Genomic DNA, 16,455 nt, shown 5'->3' on the forward strand with positions numbered 1-16,455 from the left:
CTGCGATGTGCTTCAGGTTAAGCCTTCGACACAACGCTCTACGCCGAACTTGGCCCCTGAGAAATTCGGATCGACTGTTTTCACCCCGGCAAACGGCAGAATCCTTCAAGCCATGGAATCTGCCGGGATCCACCCTATACAACCCGGCGCCATCCCTTTGCCCCGGCCCTTTCGACAGATCCTGCTCTGCCATTCGGGCATGCTGGCTATCTTCGTTTATAGGAGGAAATGCCCATGGCCCTGCTCTACAAAGCCGACCCGGTGCGCGGCGAACAGTGGCAAGCACTGTTCGCCAAACAGGCCCCGGATATCGAATGGCGCGCCTGGCCAGACATCGGCGATCCGCGGGAGATTCGCTACCTGGCGGCCTGGCAGGCGCCGGACGATCTCGAGACGCTGCTGCCAAACCTGCAGGTGCTATTCGCCCTGTCGGCAGGCGTCGACCAGCTCGACCTCGGCCGCTTGCCGACGAGCTTGCCGGTGGTCCGTTTGCTCGACCCGGGCATCACCCAGGGCATGTGCGAATACGCCAGTTTCGCCGTGCTCGGCCTGCACCGGGACATGCTGCGCTACCGTCAGCAGCAGGCCGACCGGCACTGGCAAGCACACCGCCTGGTTCCCGCACAGCAACGCCGGGTCGGGGTCATGGGCCTCGGCCTACAGGCCCAGCAGATACTCGCCAGCTTGCAGCCCTATGGCTTTGCCCTGTCGGGCTGGGCGCGCAGCCAACACCGCATACCCGGGGTCGATTGTTTTGCCGGCGCCGAGCAACTGCCGGCTTTCCTCGGCCAGTGCGACATCCTGCTGTGCGTCCTGCCGCTGACCGAGCAGACCCAAGGGATTCTCGACCGTCAGCTGTTTCAGCAGCTGCCCCGCGGCGCCGCCCTGGTCAATATGGGTCGTGGCGGCCACCTGGTGGAAGAGGACCTGCTCAGCGCCCTGGCCAGCGGCCAGCTCAGCGCCGCGGTGCTCGACGTGCTGCAACAAGAACCTGCCGCGCCGGACCATCCTTTCTGGCACCACCCGCAGATTCTGCTGACGCCGCATATCGCCGCGATGACCCAACCGGAAAGCGCATTTGGTGTGCTGCTGGAAAATATCCGCCGGCATCAACGCGGCGAAGCCATGCTCGGTCAGATCGATCACAAGCAGGGTTACTAGCCGGCTCTTCGCATTCGGCGTGTAGGGGGCGCCGTGCGCAACCACTGACAAGCGGGTGCCTGGTGCGCGCAGCGCACCCTACGAGCTGAGACAGCCTGCTATATCCCCTCGGTCTGGGAGACCAAGGGATTCATCAGATCGTAGCGCTTTGCCAGGCGGACGATGCTACCTTCACGCTCCAGATCGGCCAGGATGGCGTCGAGGCGTTTCATAAAGTCCTTCTTGTAAGGATAAGCAGCCGCGTTGACCCGGGTATAACCGAGATGCCCCTCCTCACCGGAGAGCCAGGGCCCTTCGACTACCCAATCGAGACTACTGCCCCTGAAGACGCCGTCGCGCTGCATCCGCTCCAGTTCCCAGAGGACGGAGCGGCGATCATTGATATAGGCATCCAATCTCCCCCTATAAAGCATGGCCAGGCTGGTGCGGTTGTCCTTGACATAGAGCTGGTGCAGCTCGCCTCTGGCCAGCATGAGCTGGTAGTTCTGGTCGACGATATTGATAAAGCCCCTGTTCTGGCCAATACGCAGGCCGCCATATGCGTGCGGAAATCGCTCGTCCGGGAGTGTTCGAGCTAACTCGGCGCGCATGAAGACCACCAGCTTCTCCTGCAAAATTGGCCGCGAGTAGTCCATCCATGGCCGCTCGCCGGGCCGGAAATACGGCGGATAGAGAGCGAAGGCTCGGCCCTTGGCCAACTCTGCCAGCCCGCGAGCCCAGGGCACGGGGCGAATATGCACGCGATACTCCGGCATGCGGGCAAAAGCTGCGCGCAGGATATCGTGGTAAAGGCCCCTGGCTTGATCTCCCTCGGCATAGCTGTATGGCGGGTAGCCGGCGTCGCAGAGGATGGTCACTTCGATAGGCGGGCTAGCCCAGCTCATGACAGGCAAGGCGCAAGCCAATAACCCGACCAGAAATATACGCATACGCAACCGTCCTGCATGACGCGGTTAAAATCGACTGCCAGCAGACTCGGCTCGGGGCAGCATCAAGCCCTTGGCCGATCGAGGCGCAAAAAAAAGCCCGCAGTGTGAGCGGGCTAAAAGGGTGACACACCAACAACTCAGGTAGGCGCTCAGAGCGCTGCGGCGATCGCCTTGCCGACATCCTGGGTCGAGCCCTGACCGCCGAGGTCGGGCGTTATCGGCCCTTCGGCGATGATCTGCTCGATGGCCTTGAGAATGCCGTTGTGAGCGGCGCGGTAGCGTTCATCGCCATTGCCGAGGAAATCCAGCATCAGGGCACCGGACCAGATCATCGCGATCGGGTTGGCGATATTGCGCCCGTAGATATCCGGGGCCGAACCGTGCACCGGCTCGAACAGCGACGGGAAGCGCCGCTCCGGGTCCAGGTTGGCAGAAGGGGCGATGCCGATGGTGCCGGCGCAGGCCGGGCCCAGATCGGAAAGGATGTCGCCGAACAGGTTCGACGCCACCACCACATCGAAGCGGTCCGGCTGCAACACGAAGCGCGCACAGAGAATATCGATGTGCTGCTTGTCCCAGGTGATCTCCGGGTACTGCTCGGCCATCAGCGCGGTGCGCTCGTCCCAGTACGGCATGCTAATCGAGATGCCGTTGGACTTGGTCGCCGCAGTCAGACGCTTGCGCGGGCGGGTCTGTGCCAGGTCGAAGGCGTACTTGAGAATCCGGTCCACGCCACGACGGGTAAACACCGATTCCTGCAATACGAACTCATGCTCGCTGCCTTCGAACATCTTGCCGCCCACCGAGGAGTATTCGCCCTCGGTATTTTCGCGGATCACCACGAAATCGATATCGCCAGGTTCGCGTCCGGCCAGCGGGCAGGGCACGCCGGGGAACAAGCGCACCGGGCGGATATTCACGTACTGATCGAAGTCTCGGCGGAACTTGAGCAGCGAGCCCCACAGGGAAATATGATCCGGCACCTTGTCCGGCCAGCCGACGGCGCCGAAGTAGATGGCATCGAAGCCTTTCAGCTGCTCGAACCAATCGGCGGGCATCATCTGCCCGTGTTCCAGGTAGTAATCGCAGTGCGCCCAATCGAGCACTTCGATGCTCAGGTCCAGATCCCACTTGCGCGCTGCCTGCTCCAGCACCCGCAGCCCTTCGGGCATTATTTCCTTGCCGATGCCGTCGCCGGCGATCGCGGCGATTCTGAATGTCTTGCTCATGTCGTTACCTTGTCGGATTCGCGTCAATCAAGCCTGTTCTAAAACCGTCGCCCTACAGCCCGCCGATATGGAAGGCCTTGACTTCCAGGTACTCGTCCAGGCCGTACTTGGAGCCCTCGCGGCCCAGGCCGGACTGTTTCATACCGCCGAACGGCGCGACCTCCATGGAGATGAGCCCGGTATTGAGGCCGACCATGCCGAACTCCAATGCCTCGGCGAAACGCCAAGAGCGGCGCAGATCCTGGGTGAAGAAGTATGCGGCCAAGCCATAGGGTGTGGCATTGGCCAGGGCCAGAGCTTCGGCCTCGTCGGTAAAGCGCATCAGCGGTGCCACCGGGCCGAAGGTTTCCTCGTTGGCCAACAGCATGCCGGCATGCGCCTCGCCGAGCACCGTCGGCTGAACGAACTGGCTGTCCCCTTCAGGGATGCCGCCACAGAGCAAACGCCCACCGTTACTCAAGGCATCGTCGATATGCCGGGCGACCTTGCTCACCGCCGCCGCATTGATCAGCGGGCCGATGGTCACGCCCTCCTCCAGGCCATTACCGATCTTGAGCTTGCCCACCTCTTCCACCAGGCGCTGAGAGAAGCGCTCGTAGATACCGTCCTGCACCAGGATCCGATTGGCGCAGACGCAGGTCTGTCCGGCGTTGCGGAACTTGCTCTGCATGACCCCGGCCACTGCCTGTTCCAAGTCGGCGTCGTCGAACACGATGAAGGGCGCATTGCCGCCCAACTCGAGGCTGAGGCGCTTGATCTGATCGGCGCTCTGGCGCATCAGCAAGCTGCCCACAGCGGTCGAGCCGGTGAAGGAAATCTTGCGCACCGTCGGGTTGTCGGTCAGTTCCTCGCCGATCCCAGCTGGCATGCCGGTGACTACGTTGAACACCCCGGCAGGAATCCCGACCCGCTCGGCCAGCACGGCCAGTGCCAACGCCGACAGCGGCGTCAGGTCCGAAGGCTTGACGATCACCGGGCAGCCGGCCGCCAGGGCCGGCGCGCACTTGCGGGTGATCATCGCATTGGGGAAGTTCCACGGGGTGATAGCGGCGCAAACCCCGACCGGTTGCTTCAGGGTCAGCAGGCGGCGGTCGCCACTGGGCGCCGGAATGGTTTCGCCGTAAATCCGTCGGGCCTCCTCGGCGAACCATTTGACGAAGCTGGCGCCGTAGCGGATTTCACCCTTGGCTTCGTTGAGTGGCTTGCCCTGCTCGCAGGTCATGATCAAGGCCAGGTCGTCGAGGTTATCGAGCATGGCCTGATACCAACGCTCCAGCAGCGCCGCACGTTCTGCCGCAGGCCGCGCTCGCCAGGCCGGCCAGGCGCGTTCGGCGGCGTCGATGGCGCGACGGGTTTCGCCGCCTTGCAGAGCCGGAACCCGGGCCAGGCACTCGCCGTTAGCCGGGTCGACGACATCCAGAGTGGCTGCGTTATCGGCAGCGATCCATTGCCCATCGATGTAGGCGAGTTCTGCCAGCAGGCTGGGGTCTTTCAAACGATTCTTGAGCATGGTCGAGTCCTGTTCCGAGACAGCTTCCAGTCTATGCAGAGGCTACAGACGAGGATGCTGAAAGCGCTCGCCCAGCAGCGTTGGATGCTGAATATCGCCCGGCGACGGCAGGCTCTACTGGGTGTGTGAATTGTTGGCGGGAGTGCAGCTCCGGGAGGGGCTTCTGGTGGCGCGACACGGATAGGATGCAGCTTCCGTAGGTTGGGTTAGCGGCGCTGCACTGGGCGCACAAACACCACCGCTACCGAACGCCGCGTAACCCAACAAGACTTCTGCGCCGTGTCGTTCCGGCATGCGATCTGTTGGGTTATGCGGCGGCCGACGACGATGTCGCTGCTTGAACCGCAATAATCGCCGCTAACCCAACCTACGGGGCTGCGTCCAAGGTCAATCGCGGCTAAAGCCCCCACATCAATACTGCGCTCAGACGTTGAAGTGCTTGATCATCCCACTCAGCTCGCTGGCCAGGCCGGCGAGTTCCAGGCTGGAGGTACGGGTCTGATTGGCCCCGGCCGTGGTCTGGATGGACACATCGCGGATATTCAGCAAATTACTGTCCACCTCGCGGGCTACGTAGGATTGCTCTTCGGTGGCGCTGGCAATGCTCAGGTTGCGTTCGTTGATCTGGCCGATCGCCTCGACGATGGCAGTCAATGCAGTGCCCGCCGCACGCGCCAGTTCCAGGGTGTCCTGGGTTTTCTCATTGCTGCTATGCATGGAACGCAGAGCGCCCTGGCTGCCTTGCTGCACCGAGCCGATGATGGTCTCGATCTGCTTGGTCGACTCCTGGGTTCTTTGCGCCAAGGCCCGCACCTCGTCCGCCACCACGGCGAAGCCGCGGCCGCTTTCGCCCGCCCGGGCGGCCTCGATCGCGGCGTTCAAGGCCAACAGATTGGTCTGCTCGGCAATCCCGCGAATCACATCCAGCACCGAGCCGATACCACCTATCTGGCCCGCCAGGGCTTGCAGGGCATCGGCGGTATGCGCCATGTCGCCGGTCAGCGACTCGATCGCGCCTACGGTGCGGGTGACGCTGCCCTGGCCCTGACGGGCACAACGGTCGGCAGCCTGGGACACCTCCGAGGCCGAGGCGGCATTGCGCGCCACCTCTTCGATCGCAGTGGTCAGTTCGGTGACGGCAGTCACGGCCTGATCGAGTTCCCCGCTCTGTCGCTGCAAACCGCGGCTGGTGTCCTCGGTCACCGTGCTCAAGGCCTGGGAAGTCGAGTTGAGCTGCTCGGCGGAATTCACCACATGGGTGACGGTGCCGCGCAGGTCCGCTTGCATGCGCTGCAGTGCCTGCAGCAGACGCGCCGCTTCATCCATACCGGCGGTATCGAGCGCCTGCGTCAGGTCGCCCTTGGCGATGCGCTCGGCCGCAGCCATGGCCATGGACAACTGTTTCAGCAAGCGCAGGACGATCAGCGTCGCCAGCGTGCCGCCGACCAGCAGCAGCGCCAGCAGGCCGGCGGACATCAGCAGCAGATGCTGCCGGTGCCGGTCACGACGCTCGCCCAGCCGCTCCTCGAGCAGCGCCGATGCCGAGTCGCCAAGCGCATGCATGGCGCCGATCGGCCGATCATAAGCGGCCAGGTAGTCCGCAACCGGGTACGCCACCTTCAAGCCGGCACCGCCGCCGGAAAAATCCATCTCGATGACCGCGACCAGTTGTTGATCGGTCAATGCCAGGGCCTGCCGGATCTGCTGGCGCAGCGCCGCCAGCGGTTCCTCCAGCATGGCGGCGATCGCCGGGTCGGCGGCAGCGACCTTGGCAAAGGCCCGGTCCATCCTGTCGAAGCTGGCGAGCGCCTGGGCGGTCAACCCCATCAAGGCCCCCTGTTGCTCCGGCAGAATTCGCCCCTGCACCAGATACAGGGCACCGAAGCCGCTCAATTGGCCGAACAGCTCGGCGGTGTGCGGCATCTCGATCAGCGCCGCGTTCATCAGCGAATAGGTTTCCAGAAGCGGATCCAGGGACAGTTCGAAATGATCGAGCAAGGCGTCCTCGATCAGCAGGCTGGACGCAATCAGTTGCGTATGCCGCTGCATGCTCGGCCTGGCCTTGATGGAGCCCTGGTCGATCTCTTCGGACAGGGCGTGCCATTGCTCGCGCACCTGCTGCCAAGAGCTCAATAGATCCGCGTCGACCTCGGCCGCGCGCAGTGTCTGCTCGCTCGCCTCGAAGCTACGCTGCAACTCGGCCTGTTTGGCCAGGCGGGCCTGCTGCAGACTGCTGTCACCGCCGAGAATGGTGGTGGCCATACCGCGATGCTGCTGGGTCAGCGCGACCAGGTGCAACAGCGCCTGCACCGGCGCGATACCATGCAATTCGCGCTCGGCCTGACGTCCACTGCTCAGCGCACCCAGCACATAGAGGATGGTCGGCACGACGATCAGGGTGAGGGCCAATACACCGAGCAAGACGAACTTGCCGGAGAAGGAAAGACGTTCGAGGGCTTTCATGGAAGGACTCCCAGCGTGTTGTCAGGACGCGCGAGGAGGCTCGGTAGTCCCGCTTTTGGTTATTGTTTTCGACTAAGGCAGCGGCCTTCGCAGACTCACTCGCCCCTTTCTCGGGCGAGAAATCATCAGTGGGTTTATGACGGAAGGTGCGGACGCGAGCCGGCCCTGCCATATCCGAGAGAGGCGGATTCGGCAGGGCCGGACGAGAGGCTGGGGTAACAGGCAGGCCATCGAGAACGCGCGCCCTGCGACGCGGCTGGGTCCCCGGAGCTAAAACCTTGCCTTTGGCGACTTCCTCGACGCATAGCCGATGATCGTTGTCTATCGAGATCCACTGGAGCCTGCCTTTTCTAGCTACGGTTGCACCGTGTATGAGTGAGTATGACTATTTTTGCTCGTGCGGATTTACCGAAACTTGGTGCTCGGACAGCAGGAAACTTTGTAAACGACGTCCTTATTGGCACATCAGGCTGCGCCTGTTACGCACAGTTCTCCCGCCCCGGTAGCTGCGTATTCGCGCAGTCGAGGTCTTTGACAGTCGTAGGACTTCGGGGGAGTGCGTGGAACAGACGCTCTTCCTCATCGATGCAGCGCACTGCGTGGGATTCCGGACGCGTTTACCGCCTGCGGTGGCGGAAGAAAAACTTAACCCACTGTCCGGGATAGGTTGAGCATTACAATCTTGAAGCGGGGAGCATGATAAAGAGTCAGGCTCGAACTTCCTGGCAATCGATATTGTCGATGAAAAGTCGATGAAAAACAGGGGGGCACCGCTCGCAGATGACTCGTCCCCTGAGGCATGTGCAGCCTGACGGCGGGGATATCCCGCCGCCTGGTTTACCCAATTGCGCACCACCTCCAGGCGGTGCGGCTCGCCTCGCGTAGAACACCTCGAGTGCAGCGAAACATGCCCTGCCAGGCGCCCTCAGGGTACCGAATAACGATGACGAGCCACTATCCCGTCACTTCCGGTTCAACCGCTTCTCGATCAGCTCGTCGACTACGCTCGGATCTGCCAGGGTCGAGGTGTCGCCGAGGCTGCCGTAGTCGTCTTCGGCGATCTTGCGTAGGATGCGGCGCATGATCTTGCCGGAGCGGGTCTTCGGCATGCCCGGGGCGAACTGGATCAGGTCCGGCGAAGCGATCGGGCCGATTTCGCCGCGTACCCAGTTGCGCAGTGCCTTTCGCAGCTCGTCGGATTGCTCGAAGCCTGCCTGCAGGGTGACATAGACGTAGATGCCCTGCCCCTTGATGTGATGCGGATAGCCCACCACCGCTGCTTCCGCGACCACCGGGTGCGCCACCAGTGCCGATTCGATCTCGGCGGTCCCCATGCGGTGGCCGGATACGTTAATGACATCATCGACCCGGCCGGTGATCCAATAGAAGCCGTCCTCGTCGCGGCGCGCTCCGTCGCCGGTGGTGTAGTAGCCCTTGAAGGTCGAGAAGTAGGCCTGCACGAAGCGTTCGTGGTCGCCCCAGATAGAGCGGCTCTGGCCGGGCCAGGAGTCCTTGAGCACCAGGTTGCCGCCGACGGCCCCCTCGAGTTCTTTGCCTTCGTTATCCACCAGTGCCGGCTGGATACCAAAAAACGGGCGAGTCGCCGAGCCTGGCTTGGCACCGGTCGCGCCCGGCAGTGGCACGATCATGATGCCGCCGGTTTCGGTCTGCCACCAGGTGTCGACGATCGGGCAGCGGCCCTGGCCAACGACGCGGTGATACCATTCCCAGGCTTCCGGGTTGATCGGTTCGCCGACCGAGCCCAGCAGCTTGAGGCTGGAAAGGTCGGAATCGCCCAGCACGTCTTCGCCCTGCTGCATCAGCGCGCGAACGGCGGTCGGGGCGGTGTAGAACTGGGTGACCTTGTGCTTCTCGATCACACGGCCAAAACGGCTGTTGTCCGGATAGCTCGGCACGCCCTCGAACATCAGGGTGGTGGCGCCGTTAGCCAGCGGGCCGTAGACGATGTAGCTGTGGCCGGTGACCCAGCCGACGTCCGCGGTGCACCAGTAGATATCGCCTTCGTGGTAGTCGAAGACGTACTCATGGGTCATCGACGCATAGACCAGGTAACCGCCGGTGGTGTGTTTGAGGCCCTTGGGCGCGCCGGTGGAGCCGGAGGTGTAGAGGATGAACAGCGGCGCTTCCGCCTCCATCTCGGCGGCCGGGCAGTCGGTGGACGCGGCGGCAACCGCCTCCTCGTACCAGAAGTCGCGACCAGACTCCCAGGCCACGTCCTTGTCGACGCGCTTGACGACGATCACCGTCTCGGCGCAGGCCGCGGCACCCGGGTGCTTCAGCGCCTTGTCGACGTTCTCCTTCAGCGGCACCACCTTGCCGCCGCGCAGCGAGTAGTTGGAGGTAATCACCAGCTTGGAGTTGGCGCCCTCGATACGCGCCGCCAGCGCTTCCGGCGAGAAGCCGCCGAAGACGATGGAGTGCACGGCACCGATACGGGCACAGGCCAGCATTGCCACCGCCGCTTCCGGAATCATCGGCAGGTAGAGGGTGACCACGTCGCCCTTCTCGACGCCCTGCGCCTTAAGGGCGTTGGCGAAGCGGCAGACGCGCTCGTACAGGTCGCGGTAGGTGATCGTCTCCGATTCGCAGGGATCGTCGCCTTCCCAAATGATGGCGACCTGGTCGCCGCGTGTCTCCAGGTGGCGGTCCAGGCAGTTGTAGGACGCGTTGAGGGTGCCGTCCTCGAACCAGCGGATATCGACGTTATGGCGATCGAAGGAGGTATGCTTAACCTTGGTGTAGGGGGTGAACCAATCCAGGCGCTTGCCGTGCTCCCCCCAGAAGGTATCCGGCTCCTTGACCGATTGCTCGTACATCGTCTGGTACTTGCCATTGTCGATATGCGCCTTGGCGGCGAATTCCGGATCGACCGGATAAATTTTCACTTCACTCATCAATAATTTCCATGAATTACTTGCACTTGTTTCAACCGCCCGTTACCACAGGCGGCTATCGGCTGCTGCTAAAGAGTTCACTGACCCGAGGTTTGCATACAACGTGCGCTGTACTGACGTCGCGCCATCTCACAGAGGCGCTTGAAGTGCCTCGCCAGGCAGGACACCGAAGCAGCGCAATTGGCCGAGCAGCTCGACGCTTTGCGGCAGAGCAGTGCGGCGGCGGTCAGTTGCGAATGCCGTTGCATGCTCTGCCTAGCTTCGATGGCGCCCTGGCCTGTTTCATGCCTCCCCCGGGCGAGAAATCGTCGGTGGTTTGATGACGCTAGGTAGGACGCGAGACGGCCCTCCCCCTATTCGGAAGATCGAATTAAGGAAGGCCGGACGAGAACGCGGCTGTTACAGCTTCAACGAACCGAGCAGCCCATCGAGAAAGCGCTCCCCGGCATCCATCTGGCTCAGCTCGACGAACTCGTCGGGCTTGTGCGCCTGGTCGATGGAGCCCGGCCCGCAGACCACCACCGGTACATTCAGGCGCTGGTTGAACAAGCCGCCCTCGGTGCCGAAGGACACCTTGCCGATGCCGGTACCCGCCGGGGCGAAGTTCTTCAACAAGCGCACGGCTTCCACGCTGGGGTGGGTATCGAGGCCGGGGTAGACGTTCAGGGTCTCGATCTCGATGGCGGCGACGCTGGACAAGCGCTTGGCCTCGCGCATGATCGTCTCGGCCTGTTCGCGCATCTGCTCGAGGAACTGATCGAGGTCGTCGGCGGGCAGATTGCGCACTTCGAAGTCCAGGCTGCACAGGTTCGGCACTATGTTTAGGGCCTTGCCGCCTTCGATCCGCCCGACATGCACGGTGCTATAGGGAACGTCGTAATCCGCATCCTGCGCACCTTGCTGTTGCAGGTGCCGCTGCCCCTCGCGCAGCGCGGCGATAAAGTCGCAGGCCACGTGAATGGCATTGACCGACCGCGGCGCCAGGGAGGAGTGGGCCTCCTGGCCCCGGCAGTGGGCACGGTAGGAACCCTTGCCCTTGTGCCCGAGGACGAACTGCATCTCGGTCGGTTCGCCGACGATGCAGAGGAACGGGCGCACCGGCGCCAGGTGCAGCACATCGAGCAGACGGCGCACGCCGACGCAACCGATTTCCTCGTCATGCGACAGCGCCAGCTGCAACGGGCGGCTCAACGAGGCGTCGGCGGCATTGAGCATCGCGTCGATCGCCAGGGCGATAAAGCCTTTCATGTCGCAGCTGCCGCGGCCATATAGTCGCCCGTCCCGCAGCGTCGCTTGGAACGCCGGCACCGTCCAGGCCTGGCCGGCGGCGGGCACCACGTCGGTGTGCCCGGACAGCAGGATCCCCGGCACCTCGCGCGGGCCGGTGCTGGCGAACAGGTTGGCCTTGCGCCCGCTCTCGTCCTTGACGATCAAGGATTCGATGCCCTTGCTCAGCAGCAGCTCGCGGACATATTCGATGAGCGCCAGGTTGGAGTCGGCGGAAACCGTTTCGAAGGCGATCAGGCGCTTGAGAATCTCTAGTACACGGGGTTTCACGACGCCTTGCTCCGCTGCAGGGATGAAGTGGCGAACCGGCGGATATGAAAGGGTTCGATGGCGGTGCTGGTACTGCCGGTACTTATCAGTTCGGCCATCACGTCCCCTACTCCCGGACCCAGCTGGAAACCATGGCCGCTGAAGCCGAAGGCGTAATACAGGCCATCGACCGTACCGCTGGGGCCCATCACTGGCAGGGAATCCGGCAGGTAGCTCTCGATGCCGCTCCAGGTGCGGATGATGTTCAGGTTGGCCATATGCGGCACCAGCCGGCGCATCTGCTGCAGCTGCATGAAGATGCTTGGCGGATCGAAATGGGCGCGGCGGTTGAGCATGTCCGGCTTGCTGTGCTTACCACCGCCGATGATGATGTTGCCGCGCGGGATCTGGCGGAAATACAGCCCTTCCTCGGGGATCTTGGTGTACACGCCGATCACAGTCTTCAGCACATAGGGCACCGGCTCGGTGACCGACATCTGCGGGCCCTTGGAGATCAGCGGTACTGGCTCGCCGAACTGTGCGGAGAGTTTCTCGCCCCAGGCGCCGGCCGTGATCAGCAGCTGCTCGGCGCGGTACTCGCGGCCGTCGCTGGTGCTCACCCGGAACTGCCCGCCGACCTTCTGTACGCTAGTCACCTCGCAGCGCTCCTCGACGATCGCCCCGGCGCGCCGCGCGGCGCGGGCGAAGGCCGGTGCGGCGAGGCGCGGGTTGGCATGGCCGTCGTGCGGCGCATAGGAGCCGCCCTTGACCTCCGGGCCGAAGAACGGGAAGCGCTGGTGCAGCTCGCGGCCGTTGAAGATGCGCAGGTCCAGCTCGCGCGCCTCGGGCGCCGCGGCGTAGGCCTCCAGCTCGGCGATCTCGTCCTCGCGGTAGCACACGCGCATATGGCCGGTGGCGATGAACTCCATATCGTCGTCGATCAGTTGCGGCAGGCGCTTCCACAGCGCGAAGGAGCGGTTGGCCAGCGCCAGCTGGCCGAGGATACGGCCCTGGCGGCGCACGTTACCGAAGTTCACCCCGCTGGCATACTGGCCGATCATGTCCCGCTCGAGGAGCACCACCGAACGCCCGCGCTGACGCAGGAAGAATGCCGAAGCCGCGCCCATCAGGCCGCCGCCAATGATCAGTACATCGGTCCGCTCAATGCTCACGGTGCCATCTCCTCGGCCTGCTTAAGTTCCTCGGTCAACATCGACAGCGGCTTGACCGGTGCCTGGCCGCGTTGGCGGCCGACCCGTTCGACAGCGACGCCAGCCGCCGCGGCGATCACCTCGGCGCCGGCCTGGGAGCAGTAGCGACCCTGGCAGCGGCCCATGCCGACCCGGCTGAAGGCCTTGGCGCGATTGACCTCGCAGGCGCCCTTCTCGCGCACCACGGAGCGCAGCTCGCCGGCCGTGATCATTTCGCAGCGGCAGACGATCGCCTCGTCCGCTAAGGCCTTGGCCTGCGCCGCCGGCCAGGGAAAGGCCTGGCACAGGCCGTGACTGAATTCATCCATCACCGCCAGGACGCGACGCTGCAAGGCAAGCGCTTCGCCGTGCACCGGTTGTTGCAGATCCTGTAACAGGGCCAGCGCTACCAGGCGTCCGGCATGCTCCGCCGCATCGGCTCCACGGATCCGTGCGCCATCGCCGGCGGCGTACACACCGCGGACCGAAGTGCGCCCTTCTCCATCGGTATCCAGCACCCACTGCTGCGACACCTCTTGGAACCGCAAACGACAACCGGCCAAGTCGGCCAGCTGGGTTTCCGGGCGCAGGTGATAGCCCAGCGCGACTGCATCGCAATCGAACTGCAGGTTGTCACCGTGGCTGGTGCGCACACGCACCGCGCTGACGCCGCTGGCCGCATCGCCCAGCACCTGCTGGGGCTCGACCCCCAGGTGCACCGGGATTCGCGCCAGGTAGAGCTGCGCCAGCAGTTTCATCCCGGTGAACAGCAGCCTGGGGCGGGCAAGTAGTTTGGGCAACGCCGCAATGCGCCTGCGCAACGGCGAGGTGTCGAGCACCGCGGCCACCGTGGCGCCGGCCTTGAGGTACTGGCTGGCGACCAGATACAGCAGCGGCCCGCTGCCCAGGAACACCACCCGGCGACCGATCGACACCGCCTGCGCCTTCAGCGCTATCTGCGCCCCGCCCAGGCTGTAACAGCCAGCCAGTTGCCAACCCTCGACCGGCATCAGCCGATCGGTGGCGCCGGTGCAGAGGATCAGCGCGTCGTAGTCCAGGGTCGAATGCTTGCCCTGGCTGACGCAGCATAGCTGGCCCGGCGTCAGGCTCCACACCAGGGTGTCGGGCCGGTAATCGATCTGCTCGCGCAGGCGGTCGAAACTCTGGTGCAGCGCCCTGGCCTTGTCCGCCTCGCTGCCGTACAGGGTGGCGTAGTCGCGGGTGAAACCCTCGGGCTGGCGACGATAGATCTGGCCGCCATCACGGCGGTTCTCATCCAGCAGAATCGGCCTGATTCCCGCCGCCACCAGGGTCTCGGCGCAGCGGGTGCCCGCTGGACCGGCACCGACTATCACCACCCGTAAACCGTCCTTCTGCAGTTTCTTCAACCGCGCAGTGGCCATATCGCCTCCGGTTGCTTGGTAACGATATCCAGCCCCTCGCAGACTTCGTTGGCACAAGCGCGCAGACGCTCGCCGCTACGGGTCCAGACCCAGCAGTCCTGACAGGCGCCCATCAGACAGAATCCTGCACGGCGGCCTGGATCGAATTCCGATTGGCGCAGCGCCGACACCCGGGTCAATAACGCAACCATCAGTGTGTCGCCCTGCAATGCCTCGATGGGCTCGCCATCGACCAGCAGCCTGACCGTTGGCCGCTCACGCTCAGCCAAGCGTACGAAACGCGCGTTCATGCGCAGCTACCCACTAGTTTTATGCTGTTCACACCGCCCTGCGCCTTGAGCAGATCGGCACCCGTGTGATGACACAGAACCTCACTACCGCCGGCGATATTGTGGCGCGGTGGCGCGCTGCGATTGCACACCCCTTCGATACGCACCGGGCAACGATCGAGGAACGGACAGAGATGCGCGCCGCTGGCCGGCTCGCCGATCGACGGCAGCCCGCCTTTAGCGGCCCCACAGTTTTCCAGCCAGCCCTGGCGCAGCTCCGGCACCGAATTGGTCAACAGGTTGGTGTAGGGATGGAACGGCGCCTGGACGAACGCCTGCTGATCGCCGGCCTCGACCTTGTGCCCGCTGTACATCACCACTATGTCGTCGCACAGCGCACGTACGGTGGATATGTCATGGCTGATGAACAGGTAGGAAACCCCCAGTTCGCGGCGCAGGTCGCGCAACAGCTCGAGAATCGCCGCGCCCACCACCGTATCCAGCGCTGAGGTCACTTCGTCACAGAGGATCAGATCCGGCTCCGCCGCCAGCGCCCGCGCCAGGTTGACGCGCTGCTTCTGACCACCGGACAACTCGCCGGGCCGGCGTTGCGCAAGGCTGGCCGGCAACTGCACCAACTCCAGCAACTCGGCCACCCGACGCTGCTGCTGCGCACCCTTCATGCCGTGATAGAAACGCAGCGGGCGGCCGAGGATCTGTTCGATGCTGTGCTTTGGGTTCAGCGCCGTATCGGCGTTCTGGAAGACGAACTGAACGCGCCGGAACTGCTCGCGGGTACGCCCGGCCAGCGTCCTGCTGAGCGGCTGGCCGTCCAGCAGGATACGTCCGGCCGATGTTGGTGCCAGGCCGGCGATGGCCTGCGCCAGGGTGGTTTTTCCCGACCCCGACTCGCCGATCACGCCGACTGCCGCGCCGCGCCGGATCTTCAGATCGACATCCTGCAGCACCTTCTTGGTGCCGTAGCAAATCTCCAGACCGTGGATGTCGAGCAGCACATCCTCTTCCGCCGCAGCTGCCTCTTGATCGCCCGCGCCCTGCCGCGCCGCCGGCCTTATCGCGGCCAGCAGGCTGCGGGTATAGGGATGTTCCGGCGCTGCCAGGATCTGTTCGGTAGGGTTGTTTTCCTGGATCTGGCCGTCGCGCAGCACGACGATGCGGTCGGCCATCTGCGCCACCACCGCCAGGTCGTGGGAGACGTAAATCGCCGTGGTGCCACGTTCACGGACCACCTTTTTGAAAGCCCGCAGCACTTCGATCTGGGTCGTGACATCCAACGCCGTGGTCGGCTCATCCAGAATCACCAGTGCCGGATCGGTGATCAGCGCCATCGCCGCCATCAGCCGCTGCAACTGCCCACCCGAGACCTGGTGCGGATAGCGCGCGCCGATACGTTCAGGCTCCGGCAGCGCCAGCTCGCGGAACAGTTCGACAGCCTTGGTCTGCGCCTGCTTGCGCGACAGAACGCCGTGGATCAGTGCGCTTTCGATCACCTGTTCCATGATGCTCTTGGACGGATTGAATGCCGCGGCCGCGCTCTGCGCGATATACGCCACGGTGCGCCCGCGCAGCTTTGCCAGCTCGGCATCCGACAGTTTCAGCACGTCGACATCGCCGACCCGTACCGAGCCACCGACGATACGGCAACCCGAGCGGGCATACCCCATCAGCGACAGCGCTATGGTGCTCTTGCCGGAACCGGACTCGCCGATCAGCGCCAGTACTTCGCCTTTGTTCAGGCTGAAATCGGCGCCGTGCACGATCGGCACATCGATACCCTCTTCGTTACGGGCGGCTACGCGCAGGCCGCTTACCTTGACGATTTCGTTCAT

11 protein-coding genes are annotated in these 16,455 nt (G+C 63.9%); 1 reads left to right on the plus strand and 10 read right to left on the minus strand.

Going from position 1 to position 16,455, the window contains the following annotated elements; translation table 11 throughout:
* The first annotated feature begins 234 nt into the window (after window positions 1–234).
* Window positions 235–1,161 (plus strand): glyoxylate/hydroxypyruvate reductase A, encoded by a 927-nt coding sequence (locus tag R3355_RS10605; protein WP_318961154.1) that lies wholly within the window; start codon window positions 235–237, stop codon window positions 1,159–1,161.
* Between the two features lie 98 nt (window positions 1,162–1,259).
* Here R3355_RS10605 and R3355_RS10610 read toward each other — a convergent pair whose 3' ends face one another.
* The 10 genes from R3355_RS10610 to R3355_RS10655 all read right to left on the minus strand — a co-directional run bounded on the left by R3355_RS10610 (window position 1,260) and on the right by R3355_RS10655 (window position 16,455).
* On the minus strand, window positions 1,260–2,090 hold the full coding sequence (locus R3355_RS10610) for a substrate-binding periplasmic protein (RefSeq protein WP_318961155.1): 831 nt from the start codon (window positions 2,088–2,090) through the stop codon (window positions 1,260–1,262).
* Window positions 2,091–2,239: 149 nt separating this feature from the next.
* Window positions 2,240–3,319 carry a tartrate dehydrogenase gene (locus R3355_RS10615; RefSeq protein WP_318961156.1) on the minus strand — a complete coding sequence of 360 codons (1,080 nt, stop codon included), beginning with the start codon at window positions 3,317–3,319 and terminating at the stop codon, window positions 2,240–2,242.
* A 52-nt stretch (window positions 3,320–3,371) separates the two neighbouring features.
* Window positions 3,372–4,829 (minus strand): NAD-dependent succinate-semialdehyde dehydrogenase, encoded by a 1,458-nt coding sequence (locus R3355_RS10620; protein WP_318961157.1) that lies wholly within the window; start codon window positions 4,827–4,829, stop codon window positions 3,372–3,374.
* A 423-nt stretch (window positions 4,830–5,252) separates the two neighbouring features.
* The gene (locus R3355_RS10625; protein ID WP_318961158.1) at window positions 5,253–7,292 is read right to left on the minus strand and encodes a methyl-accepting chemotaxis protein; all 2,040 of its coding nucleotides are present in this window, start codon (window positions 7,290–7,292) and stop codon (window positions 5,253–5,255) included.
* A gap of 962 nt (window positions 7,293–8,254) precedes the next feature.
* Entirely contained in the window at window positions 8,255–10,207 is a 1,953-nt protein-coding gene (gene acs / locus R3355_RS10630) for an acetate--CoA ligase (protein WP_318961159.1), read from the minus strand.
* A 399-nt stretch (window positions 10,208–10,606) separates the two neighbouring features.
* Window positions 10,607–11,764 (minus strand): acetylornithine deacetylase, encoded by a 1,158-nt coding sequence (gene argE / locus R3355_RS10635; protein ID WP_318961160.1) that lies wholly within the window; start codon window positions 11,762–11,764, stop codon window positions 10,607–10,609.
* Window positions 11,761–12,915 carry an FAD-binding oxidoreductase gene (locus R3355_RS10640; protein ID WP_318961161.1) on the minus strand — a complete coding sequence of 385 codons (1,155 nt, stop codon included), beginning with the start codon at window positions 12,913–12,915 and terminating at the stop codon, window positions 11,761–11,763. The genes argE and R3355_RS10640 overlap by 4 nt, the downstream gene beginning before the upstream one ends.
* On the minus strand, window positions 12,912–14,336 hold the full coding sequence (locus tag R3355_RS10645; RefSeq protein ID WP_318961162.1) for an NAD(P)/FAD-dependent oxidoreductase: 1,425 nt from the start codon (window positions 14,334–14,336) through the stop codon (window positions 12,912–12,914). Before R3355_RS10645 ends, R3355_RS10640 begins: the two co-directional genes overlap by 4 nt.
* A complete protein-coding gene (locus R3355_RS10650; protein ID WP_318961163.1) occupies window positions 14,318–14,626 on the minus strand; it encodes a (2Fe-2S)-binding protein in 309 nt (102 codons plus the stop codon). The genes R3355_RS10645 and R3355_RS10650 overlap by 19 nt, the downstream gene beginning before the upstream one ends.
* Window positions 14,623–16,455 carry an ABC transporter ATP-binding protein gene (locus R3355_RS10655; protein ID WP_318961164.1) on the minus strand — a complete coding sequence of 611 codons (1,833 nt, stop codon included), beginning with the start codon at window positions 16,453–16,455 and terminating at the stop codon, window positions 14,623–14,625. The genes R3355_RS10650 and R3355_RS10655 overlap by 4 nt, the downstream gene beginning before the upstream one ends.

The organism is Pseudomonas sp. (assembly GCF_033723075.1).
In the GTDB taxonomy this organism is placed as follows: Bacteria; Pseudomonadota; Gammaproteobacteria; order Pseudomonadales; family Pseudomonadaceae; genus Aquipseudomonas.